The organism is Kribbella sp. NPDC050470 (genome assembly GCF_044458365.1).
Classification (GTDB): domain Bacteria; phylum Actinomycetota; class Actinomycetes; order Propionibacteriales; family Kribbellaceae; genus Kribbella.
Window position 1 is genome coordinate 137,711 of the sequence record NZ_JBITHV010000008.1, and the last position, 17,033, is coordinate 154,743.

Annotated in this window: 17 protein-coding genes; 8 read left to right on the top strand and 9 right to left on the bottom strand. The window is 68.8% G+C overall.

Going from position 1 to position 17,033, the window contains the following annotated elements:
- Positions 1-136 precede the first annotated feature (136 nt).
- The gene (locus tag ACIBGM_RS24700) at positions 137-1,051 is read left to right on the top strand and encodes a PAC2 family protein (protein WP_360537064.1); all 915 of its coding nucleotides are present in this window, start codon (positions 137-139) and stop codon (positions 1,049-1,051) included.
- Positions 1,052-1,102: 51 nt separating this feature from the next.
- On the opposite strand, the gene ACIBGM_RS24705 is transcribed toward ACIBGM_RS24700, so the two are convergent.
- The 3 genes from ACIBGM_RS24705 to ACIBGM_RS24715 form a co-directional block, all read right to left on the bottom strand.
- Positions 1,103-1,543, bottom strand: coding sequence for a DoxX family protein (locus ACIBGM_RS24705; protein ID WP_360537066.1), 441 nt, complete (start codon positions 1,541-1,543; stop codon positions 1,103-1,105).
- A gap of 196 nt (positions 1,544-1,739) precedes the next feature.
- On the bottom strand, positions 1,740-3,050 hold the full coding sequence (locus tag ACIBGM_RS24710) for a ferredoxin reductase family protein (protein WP_360537068.1): 1,311 nt from the start codon (positions 3,048-3,050) through the stop codon (positions 1,740-1,742).
- Between the two features lie 21 nt (positions 3,051-3,071).
- On the bottom strand, positions 3,072-3,944 hold the full coding sequence (locus ACIBGM_RS24715; protein WP_396386864.1) for a universal stress protein: 873 nt from the start codon (positions 3,942-3,944) through the stop codon (positions 3,072-3,074).
- 194 nt (positions 3,945-4,138) lie between these two features.
- On the opposite strand from ACIBGM_RS24715, the gene ACIBGM_RS24720 reads away from it, so the two are divergent.
- Positions 4,139-4,975 (top strand): acyl-CoA thioesterase II, encoded by an 837-nt coding sequence (locus ACIBGM_RS24720; protein ID WP_360537072.1) that lies wholly within the window; start codon positions 4,139-4,141, stop codon positions 4,973-4,975.
- Positions 4,976-5,019: 44 nt separating this feature from the next.
- Here the strand turns inward: ACIBGM_RS24720 and ACIBGM_RS24725 are convergent, their stop codons facing one another.
- Positions 5,020-6,327: an aminotransferase class I/II-fold pyridoxal phosphate-dependent enzyme gene (locus ACIBGM_RS24725; protein ID WP_396386865.1), complete on the bottom strand. Its 1,308-nt coding sequence runs from the start codon at positions 6,325-6,327 to the stop codon at positions 5,020-5,022.
- A gap of 218 nt (positions 6,328-6,545) precedes the next feature.
- Here ACIBGM_RS24725 and ACIBGM_RS24730 point away from each other — a divergent pair, with 218 nt between their 5' ends.
- The 6 genes from ACIBGM_RS24730 to thrS all read left to right on the top strand — a co-directional run bounded on the left by ACIBGM_RS24730 (position 6,546) and on the right by thrS (position 12,380).
- Positions 6,546-7,493 (top strand): hypothetical protein, encoded by a 948-nt coding sequence (locus ACIBGM_RS24730; protein ID WP_360537076.1) that lies wholly within the window; start codon positions 6,546-6,548, stop codon positions 7,491-7,493.
- Positions 7,490-8,311, top strand: a complete 822-nt coding sequence (locus ACIBGM_RS24735; protein WP_396386866.1) for a deaminated glutathione amidase — start codon at positions 7,490-7,492, stop codon at positions 8,309-8,311. The genes ACIBGM_RS24730 and ACIBGM_RS24735 overlap by 4 nt, the downstream gene beginning before the upstream one ends.
- 16 nt (positions 8,312-8,327) lie before the next feature.
- Positions 8,328-9,260, top strand: coding sequence for an ABC transporter substrate-binding protein (locus ACIBGM_RS24740; protein ID WP_396386867.1), 933 nt, complete (start codon positions 8,328-8,330; stop codon positions 9,258-9,260).
- Positions 9,261-9,262: 2 nt separating this feature from the next.
- A complete protein-coding gene (locus tag ACIBGM_RS24745; protein WP_360537082.1) occupies positions 9,263-10,186 on the top strand; it encodes an amino acid ABC transporter permease in 924 nt (307 codons plus the stop codon).
- On the top strand, positions 10,183-10,947 hold the full coding sequence (locus tag ACIBGM_RS24750) for an amino acid ABC transporter ATP-binding protein (protein ID WP_396386868.1): 765 nt from the start codon (positions 10,183-10,185) through the stop codon (positions 10,945-10,947). Before ACIBGM_RS24745 ends, ACIBGM_RS24750 begins: the two co-directional genes overlap by 4 nt.
- 173 nt (positions 10,948-11,120) lie before the next feature.
- A complete protein-coding gene (gene thrS / locus ACIBGM_RS24755; RefSeq protein WP_396386869.1) occupies positions 11,121-12,380 on the top strand; it encodes a threonine--tRNA ligase in 1,260 nt (419 codons plus the stop codon).
- 44 nt (positions 12,381-12,424) lie between these two features.
- Here thrS and ACIBGM_RS24760 read toward each other — a convergent pair whose 3' ends face one another.
- From ACIBGM_RS24760 to ACIBGM_RS24780, 5 genes are read right to left on the bottom strand one after another with little or no spacing between them, the layout of a single operon-like run.
- Complete coding sequence (locus ACIBGM_RS24760) at positions 12,425-12,709, bottom strand: GlsB/YeaQ/YmgE family stress response membrane protein (protein ID WP_396386870.1); 285 nt, start codon at positions 12,707-12,709, stop codon at positions 12,425-12,427.
- Between the two features lie 60 nt (positions 12,710-12,769).
- A complete protein-coding gene (locus ACIBGM_RS24765; RefSeq protein WP_396386871.1) occupies positions 12,770-13,627 on the bottom strand; it encodes a MaoC family dehydratase in 858 nt (285 codons plus the stop codon).
- Position 13,628: 1 nt separating this feature from the next.
- A complete protein-coding gene (locus tag ACIBGM_RS24770) occupies positions 13,629-14,975 on the bottom strand; it encodes a 3-oxoacyl-ACP reductase (RefSeq protein WP_396386872.1) in 1,347 nt (448 codons plus the stop codon).
- A gap of 17 nt (positions 14,976-14,992) precedes the next feature.
- Positions 14,993-16,270: an acetyl-CoA C-acetyltransferase gene (locus tag ACIBGM_RS24775; RefSeq protein WP_396386873.1), complete on the bottom strand. Its 1,278-nt coding sequence runs from the start codon at positions 16,268-16,270 to the stop codon at positions 14,993-14,995.
- Positions 16,267-16,992 (bottom strand): TetR/AcrR family transcriptional regulator, encoded by a 726-nt coding sequence (locus tag ACIBGM_RS24780; RefSeq protein WP_360537096.1) that lies wholly within the window; start codon positions 16,990-16,992, stop codon positions 16,267-16,269. The genes ACIBGM_RS24775 and ACIBGM_RS24780 overlap by 4 nt, the downstream gene beginning before the upstream one ends.
- Positions 16,993-17,033: the final 41 nt, after the last annotated feature.

Here is a 17,033-nt window from a genome sequence, read left to right on the forward strand (position 1 = left end):
CCCCCGTGCCGGATAGTGAAAAGAACCTTAAAGATTCCGGCCGCGGAATTAAGCCCCGGACGCCCGGCGTTGACACCGGTGAGGGCAGGATAGAGGGGCCTACCCGCCCTGTCGGCCACTGTGAAGGAGAACGACGATGCTGCGACCGGACGACCTCTACGAGATCGTCGACGAGTCGGTGGCGACCGGCCCGGCGGCGACGCCGAAGGTGCTGGTGCATTCGCTGGACGGATTCATGGACGCGGGTCAGGCGGGCCGGGTGACGGCCGACCACCTGCTCGAGGTGCTGGACAGCCGGCTGCTCGCGCGGTTCGACGTCGACCTCCTGCACGACTACCGGGCCCGGCGGCCCGAGGTGACGTTCGCCGAGGACAAGTTCATCGACTACACCCCGCCGCACCTGAACCTGCACCTGCTGAAGGACGACGCGGGCGTCGAGTTCCTGCTGCTCGAAGGCGTCGAGCCGGACAACCACTGGAACCGGTTCGCCGGCGCGGTCCGGCAGCTGATCGAGCGGTACAACGTGACGCTCACGATCGGCGTCCACGGCATCCCGATGGGCGTGCCGCACACCCGCCCGCTCGGCCTCACCGCGCACGCGACCCGGCCCGAGCTGGTCACCCGGTCGAACATCTGGGACGGCGAGATGCGGCTGCCCGCGAGCGCCGGCACGATGCTGCAGGTCCGGCTCGGCGAGGCCGGCAAGGACGCGATGGGCTTCGCGGTCCACGTCCCGCACTACCTGGCCGAGAACCGCTTCCCGGGCGCCGCGCTGGCGCTGGTGCACGCAATCTCGGCGGCGACCGGCCTGCTCCTCCCTAGCAAGGCCCTGCTCGACGAGGCCGCCGTGACCGGCCGGCTGGTCGACGAGCAGGTCGACGCTTCGGAGGACGCGAGCGCGGTGGTCAAGGCGCTGGAGACGCAGTACGACGCAGCCGCCGGCTCGGTCAGCCGCGGCAGCCTCCTGGCCGGCTCCACTCCGTCGGCCGACGAGCTCGGCGCGGAGGTCGAGCAGTTCCTGGCCGAGCTCAACCGCGAGGACGACAAGTAGCCACAACGACGAACGGCCGGGGCATCCGCCCCGGCCGTTCCGTCTGTCAACTCAGGCGGCGACTCTCGCCCGGCCGGAGGAGCGGTTGAAGATGCTGTCCAGGCTGACCCGGCCGGCGCCCACGACGGCGAGGGTCAGCGACAGCAGCCCGAGTACGGCGACCAGCTCCCAGCCGCCGTTCGCGACGAAGACACCGTTCGACAGGTGCACGAACGCGAGCGCGCCGACCATGTCCAGCGCCAGCAGGACGCCGACCACCGGCGTCAGCACCCCGACGATCAGCGCGATGCCGCCCAACAGCTCGATCCCGGTCGCGTAGTACGCGGACAGCGTCGGCGCCGGGACGCCCATCTTGTCGAACATCGCGGCGGTTGCGTCCAGGCCGTTGGTGTTGAACTTCTGCCAGCCGTGTGCGACGAAGACGACCCCGAGCCCGACCCTCGCGAGCAGCAGGACGAGATCACGGGCGGCGGCGGTGCGGGACAGGCTCACAGAGGCTCCTTCAAGCAAGTGCTTATTGATTGAGCGTTCAATCATACCCTACCGACCGCCACCGAAAGCTCACCGAAAGGGCCGGACGTCAGTTCTGGATGGCGGCGAAGGCCAGGCAGGCGATGAGCAGCAGCGCGCTGGTGACCACTGCGATGCGGGTCAGATAGACGTGGCGCACGGGATCTCCTTGTCTCGCTCAGACCCAGTCGAAGCGTTCGGTGTGGATGCGGTCGGCCGGTGTGCCGAGCTCGACAAGCGCTGTCTCCACGGCTGCAAGCATCGGAACGGGCCCACAGGCGAAGTACTGGAATCGCGGGAAGCTCGCCGGCAGGTGGCGCGCGAGAATGTCACCGTCGATGTACCCGGTCTCCCCGGTCCACTCCGGCGGCGGTTGCTCGAGGACGTGGACCACCGTGAGGTTCAGCCGGGCAATCAGCGCGGCGACGCGATCGCGCAAGATGACGGTGTCCCAGGCCCGGCTGCCCGCGAACAGGACAACGGGCCGGACATCACCACGGTCGGCGAGGGTCTCGAGCATGCTCAGGGCGGGTGCGATCCCGACTCCACCGGCGATCAGGCAGAACCCGGCGCCTTCGTACTGGTCGATCGAGAACACCCCGTGCGGTCCGTCCACGTAGACCGCGGTGCCCGGCTCGACGGTTGCGACGCTGGAGCTGAAGTCACCGACCGCCTTGATCGCGACCTCGACGCTGCCGTTCTGCTCGGCGCTAGAGCAGAACGAGAACGGGTGGGACGTGACCGAGAACGGCGATCTGCCGACCGTGATCCAGGCGAATTGGCCGGGGTCGAAGCGCATGCCGTCGTGACCGTCGGGTCGCAGGGTGAGGACCGTCGTACTGTCGCGTTCCGGTGCGACTCGTTCGACCGTCCACGGCCGGCGCCGCATGCGCAGTGGACGAAGCAGGCGCACCCATACGAGCAGCCAGAGGAATGCTGCGGTCATGATCGACCACAGCACCTGCTTCCACAGGCTGTCGACGTAGTAGTTCACCAGCAGCACATGAACCAAGGCCGCGACGACGGCGATCACCGCGAGTACGGCGTGCAGGCCCTGCCACACCTCGTACGACAGTCGTAGCCGGGACCGCCATACCGAGCTCGCCACCAGGACCACCAATGCGGCCGCCGCGATTCCGCCGAACCAGACCCGCGCGGGAGTATCGCTCGGCGTGAACGGATTGGCCTGGCTCCAGTCGGCGGAGATCGCTACGTGGATCACCACGAAGATCAGGCCCGTGTATCCGATCTGCCGGTGGAAATCGATCACCGCGTCGGTGCCGAAAGGCTCCGCCACGGTCTTGACCCGCGCCACCAGCGCGAACTCGATCCCCATCAGGGACAAGCCGACGAAGCCGAGAGCAACGGAGAAGTCGGTCCAGAAACCTTGACCCGGTTGACTCGTGCTCATGAGTGCGAACACCAAGGGCGCGAGGCAGATCCCGACGAACACCCCGAGCCACGCAATCCCGCGCACGATCGCAGTCATGGCCTGATCATCCGGTAGCGGTCAGTTGTCCGGAAGGTCGACGACGGCGACAGGACGGTCGGCGTCGCTCAGGACTCGCCGGCTCACGGATCCGAGCAGGATCCGTCGAACCAGCCCCTTGCCGTGGGTGCCGACCACGATCAGCTGCGCGTCCGCTGCCCGGGCCAGGATCGCTTCTGCGGCGGGACCCTCCACCGCGACGGGCTCCACGCTCACCGACGAAGGATCCACCTCGTTGAGCGCTCGGGTGATGGCTCCTTCCGTCTCCGCCTCGACGTCCGCCTGCATCCGTGCGACGGACTCCGGGTCGTCCCGGAGCACGGGGTGCAGAAGCTCGTAAGCGGCGACCGCTCGTACCGAGGTTCCGCGCAGAGCGGCCTCGGTGATCGCGTAGCGGAGCGCGTAAGCGCCGAACTCCGATCCGTCCAGCCCCACCACGATCGGGCCGGTCGTCGGAACCTCGTCGTCCCCGACGACCACCACCGGGCAGTTCGCCTGGATCGTCAACCGGTTGCTCACCGAACCCAGCAGTGCGCTCGCAACGCTGCCCAGACCGCGCCGGCCGACGACGACGACGTCCGCTCCCGCCGAAGCATCCGCGAGCAGGTGGGCGGGGTGGCCCATCGCCGAGGTCAGCGTGCAGGTCAGGTCGGGGGCGAGCTCGCGTACTCGCTTCGCCGCGGCCTGGACCACCTGTCCGGAGAACTCGGCGTACCAGTCCACGGGCTGGCTCGGTACGCCGTGGTAGCCGTAGAAGTTGATGTCGGGAACAAGGGTGTAGGCGTTGAGCAGCTCGAGCTCCGCACTCCCGAGGCGTGCCCGCGTCACCGCCCATTCGAGCGCGTTACCGCTCGGCTCTGATCCATCGATGCCGACGACGATCCGACCAGCCATGTGATGTCCTCCCGCGAAAGAGCCGACAGCACCGAACCTAGACCCCGCGCCCGGCCGCCGCCCACAGCTCGGCACCTACACATGGCTACCGGAAGGTCACCGAAAGAACCCGAGTGACCGGAACCACAGCTGGCACGGCATCCGCAGTCGCCGGCCGTGCGTCGCCGTGCCCGCGGGACCTGTCAGGATAAGGCATGCCTGAGTCGCTGGAGGATCTGGTCGAGCTGCTCGACCTCGAGAAGATCGATGTCGACCTGTTCCGGGGGCGGCAGCCGCAGACCTCGATGCAGCGCGTCTTCGGCGGGCAGGTGCTCGGGCAGGCGCTGGCCGCGGCGAGCGCGACCGTCGAGCCGGAGCGGATCGTGCACTCGCTGCACGGGTACTTCCTGCGCGGCGGCGACACCTCGGTGCCGATCATCTACCGGCCGGAGCCGACCCGGGACGGTGGTTCGTTCAGCAGTCGGCGTGTGGTCGCCTCGCAGAACGGCAAGCCGATCTTCTACATGTCGGCGTCCTTCCAGCGGCCGGAGGCCGGGCTGGATCACCAGGACCCGGTGCCGGACGACTTGGTCGCGCCCGATGAGGCGCCCACGTTGGCGGCCGTGCTGGAGGCCCGGTCGGGTCGTAAGGCTGCCGACTGGGACCGGGAGTGGGCGGCGCTCGACGTACGGCTGGCCGGGGTGACCGGGCGGCAGTTCTGGATACGGGCCGCTGGCAAGCTTCCGGACGATCCGGCCTTGCATGCTTGCGTTCTGGCGTACGCGAGTGACCTGACGTTGCTGGGGGCAAGTTTGCTTCCGCACAACATCGTGATCGGCGACCGCCGGATCCAGCCGGCCTCGCTCGACCATGCGCTGTGGTTCCACCGGCCGTTCCGTGCCGACGAGTGGCTGCTCTACGACCAGGCCTCGCCGTCGGCCTCCGGTGCCCGAGGGTTCGCCACCGGCCGCCTGTTCACCGAAGACGGCAACCTGGTCGCCTCCGTAGCCCAGGAAGGCCTCATCCGCCCCGTAGGCCTCGACCTCGACTGAGGTCAGCGCGCTCGGGTGGGCGCGCCGGGGGCGGGGAGCCCTGGTCAGCGTGCCTGGACGGCGAGTGCGATGGCGTCGGCCACCCGGTCCGCTTCGGGGATCGGGAGGCCGGTGGCGATGCGGATGCACGGCGGGGCCGGCTTCGTCCAGCTAGCGCTGGCGCCTGCGACGGCGATCCCGTGCGAGGCGAGCACCAGCAGAGCCTCATGCTCACTCCGCACCGGAACCCAGATCGCAAGACCGTCCACGCCAGCGGACTGCACCCCACGCTCGGCAAGCAGCCCGGCAAGCTGCTCCCGCCGCCTCTGGTACGTCGCCCGCGCATCGGTCACCGCCGCCCGTGACTTCTCGTCCTCGAGCAGCCAAGCCAGCGCGTTCTGCAACAAGCGACTCGTCCACCCCGAGCCGAATTGCCGATAGACCCGGACGCGCTCGATCGGCTCGGCCGCACCGCCCATCACGCCCAGCCGCAGATCAGGGGAGTGCGACTTCGAGAAGCTGCGCACAAGCACGCTCTGATCCGGCAGCAACTCCGCGACCCCGTGGTAGTCGAACGCGCTCAGCTCACCCAGCCCGTCGTCCTCGACCACCAATGTGTCCGTCCCGGCGAGCAGCGACGCCAGCTCATCCCGCCGTGCAGGCGTCACCGACGCGCCGAGATACGAACTGCTCCGCGGCTCGTACACGAACGCGACCGGATCGAGCCGGAGCGCATCTCGCAGCGACGAGGGACTCGGTCCTTCGGCATCAGTCGCGACAGGCACGGCGCGAGCGCCCACGTTGTCGAGGATGTCGAGCAGCCGGGGCGTCGCCGGGTCCTCGATCGCCACGTGCTCGCCCGGCACGACCGTCGTACGCATCAGCAGCAGAAGGCCTTCGTAGCCGCCGTTCACGCACATCCAGTTGTCGGTCTCGAACGGCCAGGTGTGTCCGGCGGCGGCGCGGAGCGGTTCGCTGATCGACACGACGTCGTACGAGTGCACGTCGGGGTCGCGGAGGGCGTGGACGAAGGCCGGCGACATGCTCGGGAGCAGGGCCGGGTCGGGGACGGCGCGGGAGAGGTTGAGGGTCTGGTTCGGCCAGAGGCGGGAGATGTTCTCGTAGCGGGCCGGCCGGGGGACCGCGAGGCCGCCGAGCACCCAGGTGCCTTGCCGTCCGCCGCCGGCTACCACGCGTTGCTTGCGCAGGGTCGCCCAGGCAGCGGACACAGTCGCCGGGCTCACGTCCAGGCGTGGTGCGAGCGCGCGGACGGTAGGCAACCTGGTCTGCGGCGCGAGCTCACCATGCCGCACCAGCCGCGCGATCGCCGCCGCGATCCCGGCCGCACTGGCCTCGGTGATCTGCTCAGCCAACCACGCAGAAGAAACCGCCGGCCCATCCTGCGGCGGAACATCCTCAGCCACCACAAACCTCCCCGTGCCTGTCGTGCTTTTTGATCAGTAACATTTCAGACCATTGTTCGACCAACGTGCTGAACATAGGCTACCGAACATTCCCCCTCGCGACAGTGCGGTCGCGACACCGACCCGGACCCCACGAGAGCGTCCCGGCAGCAAAGGAATCACACCGCGTGAAGCTCGAGCTCGGCGTACGCCACTGGGACCATGTGATCCCACTGGCCCTCGGCGACGTCCCAGGTCCGGTCGTCACCCGCCTGGAGGCGACCCCCGACCTGTGGACGTCCCCGGAGTACGACGGCGGCGAGACGTCGTTCAGCCGCTACGTCAGGGCCCGCGCCGCCGGTGACGACCGCGTGGTCGCGCTGCCGGTGTTCCTGATGCGCGGCTTCCGGCACCGCTGCATCATCGTCCGGCGCGACTCGGACGCCGAGACCGCCGCCGACCTCAAAGGCGCCCGGATCGGCCTGACCGGCTGGCCGGACAGCGGCAACACCTGGACCCGCGCGATCCTCGCCGAGGCCGGGATCGGCATCCAGGACGCCGAGTGGCAGGTCGGCCCGCTCACCGCCGCGCATCCGGTCGTCGACCGCATCGGCGGCGTTGCTGTCGGCAACAACGTCCGGCACACCACCGACGGCGCCCGCCTGGTCGACCTGCTCCGCGATGGGGTACTGGACGCGGTGATGACCCCGTTCATGCCACCGGGCTTCCACGACGAGGACTCGCCGTTCCGCACGCTCTTCCGCGACAACCGCGCCGAGGAGCGGGCCTACTACGCCCGCCACGGCTTCATCCCCGGCATCCACCTGCTTGCCCTGCGCAAAGAGGTGCTCCGGCCCGAGATCGCCCAGCAGCTCATCGACCTGTTCGAGCAGGCCAAGCAACTCAGCTTCCGGCGCCGGAACAAGCTGATGGACGTCACCCCCTGGCACAACGAGGAGGTCGGCATCACCACCCGCGTCTTCGGCACGGACTGGATGCCGTACGGCGTCTCGCCCGACCGCCGCATGGTCGCCGCCTTCCAGGAGCAGCTCGTCGCCCAGGAGCTGCTCGCCCACCCCGTACCGGAGGAAGACCTCTTCCCGTACCAGATCGATCCCCTGGAGAGGACCGCATGAGGCTCAAAGTTGCGGCCGCGCAGTTCGTCGCGAGCATCGACTGGGAGGAGAACCTCGAGACCGCGCGCGGCCTGATCAAGCAGGCCGACGCCGACGGCGTCGACCTCCTGGTCCTGCCCGAAGGCGTGCTCGCCCGCTTCATCGAGGAACGCGAACGCATCCGCGAGCACGCCCAGCCCCTCGACGGCCCGTTCGTCGAAGGACTCCGGCAGGCCACCGCGGGCCTCGACGTCACGGTCGTCGTCGGCATCCACGAGAAGTCCGGCAACGAGAAGCCGTACAACACCCTCGTCGTCCTCAAGGACGGCGCGATCACCGGCCTCTACCGCAAACTCCACCTGTACGACGCATTCAGTCAGCTGGAGTCCGACAACGTCACCCCGGCCGACGTCGTACCTGAGCTGATCGACGTCAACGGTTTCAAGGTCGGCCTGATGACCTGCTACGACGTCCGTTTCCCGGAGCTCGCCCGCCTGCTCACCCTGCAGGGCGCCGACGTCCTCGTGCTCCCGGCCGCCTGGGTCAAGGGCCCGCTCAAGGAGCACCACTGGCAGACCCTGGTCACCGCCCGCGCGCTGGAGAACACCGTGTACGTCGTCGCGAGTGGCGAGTGCGGCCAGCGCAACATCGGCCAGAGCCTGATCGTGGACCCGCTCGGGGTCCCGCTCGCCCAGGCGGGGGAAGAGCCGGCCACCATCTCGGCCGTCGTCTCCGCGCAGCGTCTGACCGACGCCCGCCACCGCCTGCCGGTCCTGATCAACCGGCGTTTCACCGTCAGCCCCACCCCTCGACCAGTCGAAGCTGTCCCCACCAGCTGACGCTGTAGGAGTAGTCATGTCACGCAGAACCGCCGTCGCCGTACTGGCCGCCAGCCTGCTCGGCGTCACCGCCTGTACCGCCGATCCGGTCGAAACCACCGGCGCCGGCGGCAACGCCAAGGCCCCGGCCGCCGCGATCCCGCAGCAGCAGGTCGACAAGACCCTGCACGACCAGCTGCCGGCGAAGATCAAGGCGTCCGGCAAGATCGTTGCCGTCAACAACGGATCGTTCCCGCCGTACGTGATCGTCGGCACCGACAAGGGCGCGCCGGTGGAGGGGGCCACCGCCGACCTGTCCCAGGCGGTCGGCCAGCTGCTCGGCGTACAGATCGAGCACACCACCGTCGACGGCCTGGCCAGCGTGCTGTCCGGGATGCAGGCCAAGCGGTACGACCTGGACATGGGCCCGACCGGTGACTTCGTCGAGCGGCAGCAGCAGGCGACCTTCATCGACTACGTCCAGGAGTACGTCGTCTTCGCCGTCCGGAAGGGGAACCCGAAGGGGATCGAGGACCTCGACACCGCCTGCGGCAAGCGGGTCGGCGTGATGGCGGCCGGATCCGCGGAGAAGGTGATCAAGGCGCAGTCGGCCAAGTGCGTCACGGCCGGGAAGCCGGCGATCGAGGTCCAGTCGTACAAGGACCAGCCGTCGTCGATCCTCGCCGTCCAGTCCGACCGGGCCGACGCGTTCTTCTCCTCCCAGGCGCCGCTGACGTACTTCGTCTCGCAGTCCGGCGGCAAGCTGGAGCTGGCCGGTGTCGGCAAGGGCAACGGTTTCGAGGACCTGTTCCAGGGGGCACTGGTACCGATCGGCTCGCCGCTGGCCGACGTACTGCTGGCTGCCCTCGACAAACTGCATGCCAACGGCACCTATGACGCGATCATGGCCAAGTGGGGCCTGGAGCAGAACAAGCTGGCCAAGCCAGGCCTGAACCTCGGGAAGAGCTGATCATGACGACAACCGTGCAAGACGCCCCACCGGCCGGCGCGGGCCTCGACGTCCGCGACGCGGCCCGGCGCAAGCATCCGTGGCGCTGGTTGTCGGCGTTCGTCGTCCTGGTGTTCGCCGCGCAACTGGCCAAGATGCTGGTCACCAACGAGAACTTCGGCTGGGACGTGGTCTGGAGCTGGCTGCGGGCCGAGTCGATCGTCCGCGGCCTCGGCATCACGCTGATGCTGACCGTGGTGGCGATGCTGATCGGCGTCGTCCTCGGGGTCCTGCTCGCGGTCTGCCGGATCTCGGCCAACCCGCTGCTGCGCGGCGCGGCCGGCCTGTACATCTGGTTCTTCCGCGGAACCCCGACGCTGGTCCAGCTGATCTTCTTCTACAACCTGTCCGCGCTGCTGCCGCAGCTGAACATCGGCATCCCGTTCGGGCCGGTGTTCGCCAGCTTCGACACCAACACCCTGATCACGCCGTTGCTGGCGGCGATCCTCGGCCTCGGCCTGAACGAGGGCGCGTACATGGCGGAGATCGTCCGCGGCGGCCTGCTCTCGGTCGACCCGGGCCAGAAGGAGGCCGGCCAGGCGCTCGGCATGACCAACACCCGGATCATGAAGCGGATCATCCTGCCGCAGGCGATGCGGTTCATCGTGCCGCCGACCGGCAACCAGGTGATCAGCATGGTCAAGGCGACCGCGCTGGTCAGTGTGATCGCGCTGTCCGACCTGCTCTACACCGCGCAGTCGATCTACAACCGGACGTTCGAGACGATCCCGATGCTGATCGTGGTCTGCCTGTGGTACCTCGCGGTCACCTCGGTCCTGTACGTCGTCCAGTCGTTCATCGAACGGCACTACAACCGGGGCGCCCGGCACCAGGCAGCCAGCTTCTGGGACTTCCTGAGAATCCGTCCGAAGGGGAGTGCGGCATGAGTACGGCGGTACTGCAGGCCCGCGGGGTCCGCAAGAGCTTCGGCCACACCGAGGTGCTGTCCGGCATCGACCTGGACGTCGCCTCGGGTGAGACGGTCGTCGTCCTCGGCCCGTCGGGCTCCGGCAAGTCGACGTTCCTGCGCTGCGTCAACCTGCTCGAGTCGCTCGACGCCGGCCGGATCACGGTCGACGGTCGCGACGTCGGGTACGACGTACGCAACGACCGGCTGCACGAGCTGCGGCCGAACGAGATCGCGCGGCGGCGCCGGGACATCGGAATGGTGTTCCAGCAGTTCAACCTGTTCCCGCACATGACCGCGCTGGAGAACATCATCGAGGCGCCGATGGCCGTACTGGGTGAGGGTCGTCGCGAGGCGACGGCGCGCGCAGTACAGCTGCTCGACGAGGTCGGGCTGGCCGGCCGGGAGAAGGCGTACCCGCGGCAGCTGTCCGGTGGTCAGCAGCAGCGAGTTGCGATCGCCCGGGCGCTGGCGATGCGGCCGAAGCTGATGCTGTTCGACGAGCCGACGTCGGCGCTCGACCCGGAGCTGGTCGGCGAGGTGCTGGTGACGATGAAGAAGCTCGCGTCGGCCGGCCTGACGATGGTCGTGGTCACGCACGAGATCAGCTTCGCCCGTGAGGCTGCGGACCGGGTGGTGTTCATGGACGACGGGCAGGTGGTCGAGCAGGGCACGCCGGAGCAGGTGATCGACAATCCACAGCACGAGAGAACTCGGGCGTTCCTGTCCCGGTTCCTCTGATACCGTGGAGACATGTTGCAGCGCGCTGTAGTCACGACGACGCCGGAGTCCGTCCCGGCGCGCTGACACCTGACTGTCCGACGCTGACATCATTTATCGATGCCCCGGGGCGAGTGCCCCGGGGCTTTCTCGTGCTCCGACGGCTCCTCGCCCCCCGTCGCAAGGAGCGAACGATGTACGACCACCGCAAGATCGGCCGCGAGCTCGGCCTGTTCGACTCGGACCCGCTGATCGGCGCGGGTCTGCCCTACTGGTTGCCTGCCGGTGCCGCGGTTCGGCACGCCTTGGAGAGCTACATCGCCGAGGTGGAGCGAAGAGCCGGGTATCAACGGGTCTACTCACCGGTGCTCGCCAAGCGCGAGCTGTACGAGATCTCCGGCCACTGGGCCAAGTACAGCGACGACATGTACCCGCCGATGGACATGGGCGCCGAGCAACTCGTGCTGCGGCCGAGCATCTGTCCACACCACGCGCTGATGTACCGGTCCCGGTCCCACAGCTACCGCGAGCTTCCGGTGCGCCTCTCGGAGCTCGGCGGGCAGTACCGCGCCGAGTTGTCCGGCGCCATCGGAGGCCTGAGCCGGGTCCGGGCGATGCAACTCAACGACGCGCACATCTTCTGCCGGCTCGACCAGGTCGCGGAGGAGGCCGGCAACGCCCTTGCCCTGATCAACCAGGCGTACCAGGACATGGGGATCAGCGCCGCGCGCTACGTCCTGGCCCTGCCGTCCGAGGACGCCGCCATCGGCTCAGCGGAGAGCAAGTACGTCGGTGACCCGGCCAGCTGGGCGCGTGCCGCCGGGCTGCTGCGTGACGTGCTGGACAACGCCGGAGTGGAGTACGAAGAATCGCCGGGGGACGCTGCGTTCTACGGCCCCAAGATCGACATTCAGCTGGCGGACTCGGCCGGCCGCGAGTTCAGCCTGTCGACCGTCCAGATCGACTTCCACATGCCGAAGCAGTTCGGCCTCGAGTACGTCGGTGCCGACGGCAACAAGCATCGTCCGGTGATGGTCCATCGGGCGATCGTCGGCAGTATCGAGCGGGCGATGGCGCAGTTGATCGAGGTGCACGGCGGGGCCTTCCCGGCCTGGCTGGCGCCGGTGCAGCTCGTCGTACTCCCGATCTCGGACGCCGAGGAGAAGCTCGCGATCGAGGTGGCCCGGCGGGCGTCGGACCGCGGCCTGCGGGTCGAGGTCGCGCATGCGGACGAGGGCAGTCTGGGTGCGCGGATCCGGGAGAACCGGCTGGCGCCGTACCAGGCGATCATCGGCGCCCGCGAAGCCGCGGCCGGCGAGCTCGCGATCCGCGAGCGCGACGGCCGGCAGCGCGAAGCGGCACCGATCGGCGCGGTGCTGGATTCGATCCGGGCGGAGGTGGACGTGTTGGCGGACCGCCAGGCCATCGCAATCGATGCCTCCGCAGCGAGCTGAGCGTGCCGACCGGCCGGGACGGCGGATTGTGATGGCCTGGCGGTTCAGGTTGCGTGATGTGAGCGCCGGCGCAGGATCCAGGTCGCGAGCGGCACCACGATGAGCGTCCCGATCAGGGCGCTCAGGATCCCGCCCCAGTCGAAGATGTCGGTGTCGCCGATGCCGAGCCCCAGCGTGAAGATCAGGTAGCCGACCAGCGCACCGAGCAGGCCGAGTCCGACTGAGACCAGCCAGGACTTCGGTCCGCTCATGTGCCGGAAGGCGTCACCGGGGACGAGCATCCGGGCCAGAATTCCACAGACCAAACCGAGTAGCAGTGCTCCTATCATGTCCACCCCTCCTGGTTCGGAGTGTCCTCCACTTCCTCGGTTGCGTCGAGGAGGTGGCGGTCAGTGGGCTTGGAGCTGGCCGATGAGGTGGGTGAGCTCGCGGCGTTCGTCGTACACGGCGAAGTCGGTGGTCTTGCCGGATGTCTTGTACCCGAACTCGACCCGGGACGGGAGCAGCAGCGGCTTGCGGAAGTCGACGCGGACCGTGAAGGCGTCCGGAAGCTTGGTACTGCGCTGGATCGAGGCGAGCGACGCCGCCTTGGCCCACATGCCGTGCGCGATCTGCCGCGGGAACCCGAACGCCTGAGCGGTCAGCTTGAACAGGTGGATCGGGTTCCGGTCGCCGGACGCGGCGGCGTACCGGCGGCCGAGGTTGCCGCGCAGGTCCCACCAGGCCGTGGGGTCGACCGACGGGTCCGGCAGCAGGTCGACGTGCGCGTGCTCGGTCCCGGGGGAGCGGCTGAGGAGCGTGGTCAGGTCGGTCCACACCACCTCGCCGTCGACGCTGACCTCGCTGACGATGTCGAACATCGTGCCCTTCGGGTGCGGGCGTTCCGCCGTGCTGTGCACCCGGATGGACGGCTCGGCGTGGATCGGGATCGGCTGCAGCTGGCTGATCGTGTTCGACAGGTGCACGATCCCCATCGGCTTGTAGGGGAACGAGGGGTCGGACATCAGGTCGAGATGCAGCGGGAACGCGAGCACGTGCGGGTACGTCACCGGCAGCGCCGGGCCGGCGGTGAAGCCGGTGACCTCCCGGTACGCCGTCAGGTGGTCCTGGTCGATGGCGGACCGGGGCAGCTCGAGCGTGAGGCCGTCGGCGTCGGGCTCGTAGTCCGCGCGTCGCAGCGTGGCCCGCACGGTCCTGGCGTAGAGCGCGCCGAAGCCGGGCGTGTCGTCGTACTTGCGAGTTGTCATCTCACGCACCCAGCATGCTCTGGCCGCAGACCCGGACAACGTTGCCGGTCACGCCGGCTGAGGCTGGATCGGCGAACCAGGCGATCGTCTCGGCCACGTCGATCGGCAGCCCGCCCTGCTGCAGCGAGTTGATCCGGCGGCCGACCTCGCGGATCGTGAACGGGACCTTCGCGGTCATCTCGGTCTCGATGAAACCGGGTGCGACCGCGTTGATGCGGATGTTGCGGTCGGTGAGCTTCGGCGCGAGCGCCTGGACCAGGCCGATCACGCCGGCCTTGGAGGTCGCGTAGTTCGTCTGGCCGTTGTTCCCCGCGATTCCGGCGATCGATGCGACTCCGATGATCGAGCCGCCGTCCCGGAGCGTGCCGGACTCGAGGAGATGGGCCGTAATCCGCTCCGGCGCCCGCAGGTTCACGTCGAGTACGGCGTCCCACGCGTCGGTGCGCATGTTCGCCAGCCGCTTGTCCCGGGTGATGCCCGCGTTGTGGACGACGATGTCGAGACCGCCGTACTGCTCCTGGGCGTGCGCTGCGATCCGCTGCGGGGCGTCGACCGCGGTCACGTCGAGCAGCAGCTCACTCCCGCCGATCCGGGAGATCACCTTGCGCAAGGCATCCGCGTTCTGCGGTACGTCGACGCCGATCACAGTGGCGCCGTCCCGAGCCAGCGTGTCGGCGATCGCCGCGCCGATCCCGCGGGCCGCGCCGGTCACCAGAGCGATCCTGCCGCTCAGCGGGTGGTCGGGGTCGTTGCTGACCAGCGGGCCGGTCCCGATCCGCGCGACCTGTCCGTCGACGTACGCCGACTTGGGGGAGAGGAAGAAGCGGAGGGTCGAGTCCAGCTGCTCGTGGGCGTCCGGAGCGACGTACACCAGATTGACTGTCGCGCCGCGCTTCACCTCCTTGCCGAGGCTGCGGGTGAAGCCCTCGAGCGCACGCTGCGCGATCTGCTGCTCCGCCGACTGCGCGAGCTCCGGCGTCCGGCCGATCACGATCACCCGGCCGGCCGGGGCCAGCTGGCGGATGACGGGGGAGAAGAAGCGCTGCAGGCTGGTCAGCTCGGTGGTCGAGGTTGCGCCGGTCGCGTCGAAGACCAGCGCCTTCGGCCTGATCTCACTCGATGCGACCCCCTCGGTCGCCGTACTGAAGGAGGCGCCGATGTCCCGGAGCAGGGCCTGGATCGCCTTGCCGGTGTCGGACTCGGAGATCGCGCCGAACACCACCGGTCCGTCGATCACCGGCGAGCCCTCGCGCCAGCGGGGCAGCGGAGTCGGGTCGGGCAGACCCAGGTTCTTCACCAGGGTCTGGCCGAGCGGCGTCCGGGTGAAGGTCTGGTAGCGGTCCGTCATCTGTCAGCTCTCCCACTTCACTTCTCGAGGATGGCGACGACGCCCTGGCCGCCGGCGGCGCAGATCGAGATCAGGCCCCGGCCGCCGCCGTTCTCGTCCAGCTGCTTGGCCAGCGCGGCGACGATCCGGCCGCCGGTCGCCGCGAACGGGTGGCCCGCGGCCAGCGAGCTGCCGTTCACGTTCAGCTTGGCGCGGTCGATCTCGCCCAGCGGCGCGTCCAGGCCGAGCCGCTCCTTGCAGAAGATCGGATCCTCCCACGCCTTCAGGGTGGCCAGCACCTGGGAGGCGAACGCCTCGTGGATCTCGTAGTAGTCGAAGTCCTGGAGGCTCAGCCCGGCGCGGTGGAGCATGCGCGGTACGGCGTACGCGGGAGCCATCAGCAGCCCCTCGGCACCCTTCACGTAGTCGACTGCGGCCGTCTGCGCGTGCGTCAGATAGGCGAGCGGCCGCAGCCCGTGCTGCTCGGCCCACTCGTCGGTGGACAGCAGTACGGCGGACGCGCCGTCGGTCAGCGGGGTCGAGTTGCCGGCCGTCATGGTCGCGGTCTCGCCCTTGCCGTAGACGGTCTTGAGCTTCGCCAGCTTCTCCAGCGTGGTGTCAGGCCTCAGGTTCTGGTCCTTCTCCAGGCCCAGGTACGGCGTGATCAGGTCCTGCTGGAAGCCGCGGTCGTAGCTGGCGGCGAGGTTCATGTGGGAGCGGTAGGCGAGCTCGTCCTGCGCCTCGCGGGTGATACCCCACTCCAGCGCGGTCAGCGCCGCGTGGTCACCCATCGACTTCCGCGTCCGCGGCTCGGCGTTGCGCGGGATCTCCGGTACGACGTCCTTCGGGCGGACCCGCGCGAGCACCTTGAGGCGGTCTTGGAAGGTCTTGGCCCGGTTCAGGTCGAGCAGGATGTTGCGGAGTCGGTCGTTGACCGCGACCGGCGCGTCGGACGCGGTGTCCACGCCGCCCGCGATGCCGGCGTCGATCTGGCCGAGCGCGATCTTGTTGCCGACCAGGATCGCGGCCTCGAGGCCGGTCCCGCAGGCCTGCTGGATGTCGTACGTCGGGGTGGTCGGCGCCAGCTTGGAGCCGAGGACGACCTCGCGGACCATGTTCCAGTCGCGGGCGTGCTTCAGCACGGCGCCGGCGACCACCTCACCGAGCTCCTGGCCGCCCAGCCCGGCCCGGTCGACCAGGCCGTTGACCGCCGCGGTGAGCATGTCGGAGTTGGAGGCGTGCCGGTACGTCTTGTCCTGCCGGGCGAACGGGATCCTGTTCCCGGCGACGACGGCCACCTTGCGGGTCTCGGTCACGATTTCTCTCCTGCTCTGCTGGAGCGCTTGGGTAGTGCCTTACGACCTACTGCGGTTGCGAGCGTGGCGGTGATCGCGGTCGCCCGGACGGTGGCGACATCGGCATGATGCACAACAGGGTGGCCGGGCTGCCCGCTCGACACGATCAGGCCGACCCTTGCCATGTGCAACGACCCGAGCGTCTGGGTGTAGAGGTGGTTGGCCAGGTAGTCGGTGTCGACCTCGTCGAAGACTCCGGACCGCTGGCCGGCCGCGAGGATCTTCGCGATCCGCTCCAGCGCGGCGGCCATCGCCGTACCGAGCTTGGTCATGACCGGCTCGGTGATCTCGCCGAAGAGCTGGTCGCCGGTCCTTCGCAGCAGGCTCATCGCGCAGTCGGTGAACGCCGGGTACTCGAGGCAGAAGTCGACGAAGACCTCGCTGAGACTTCTGAGCCGGTTGAGTGGCGCTTTCCGGGGACTGTCGGTGGTCTTCAGGCGCTCGTCGAGCTCGCCGAGGTAGTCCACGAGGGTGAGCGCGAACAACTCTTCCTTGCCGGCGAAGTGCCGGTAGATCAACGCCTTGTTGATGCCGACCCGCTTGGCGATATCGTCGATCTGGGCGTCGATCGTGCCGCGCTCGTCGAACAGCTCGCGGGTGGCGCGGATGATGTCCCGCTCCCGGTCGCGGCGACGCTCCGCCGTGGTCCGGCGGCGTCCGATCGCGAGCAGCGCGGAGCTCATGGATCGATCTTAGCCACAGTGGTACCCCCTGGTGCAAACGA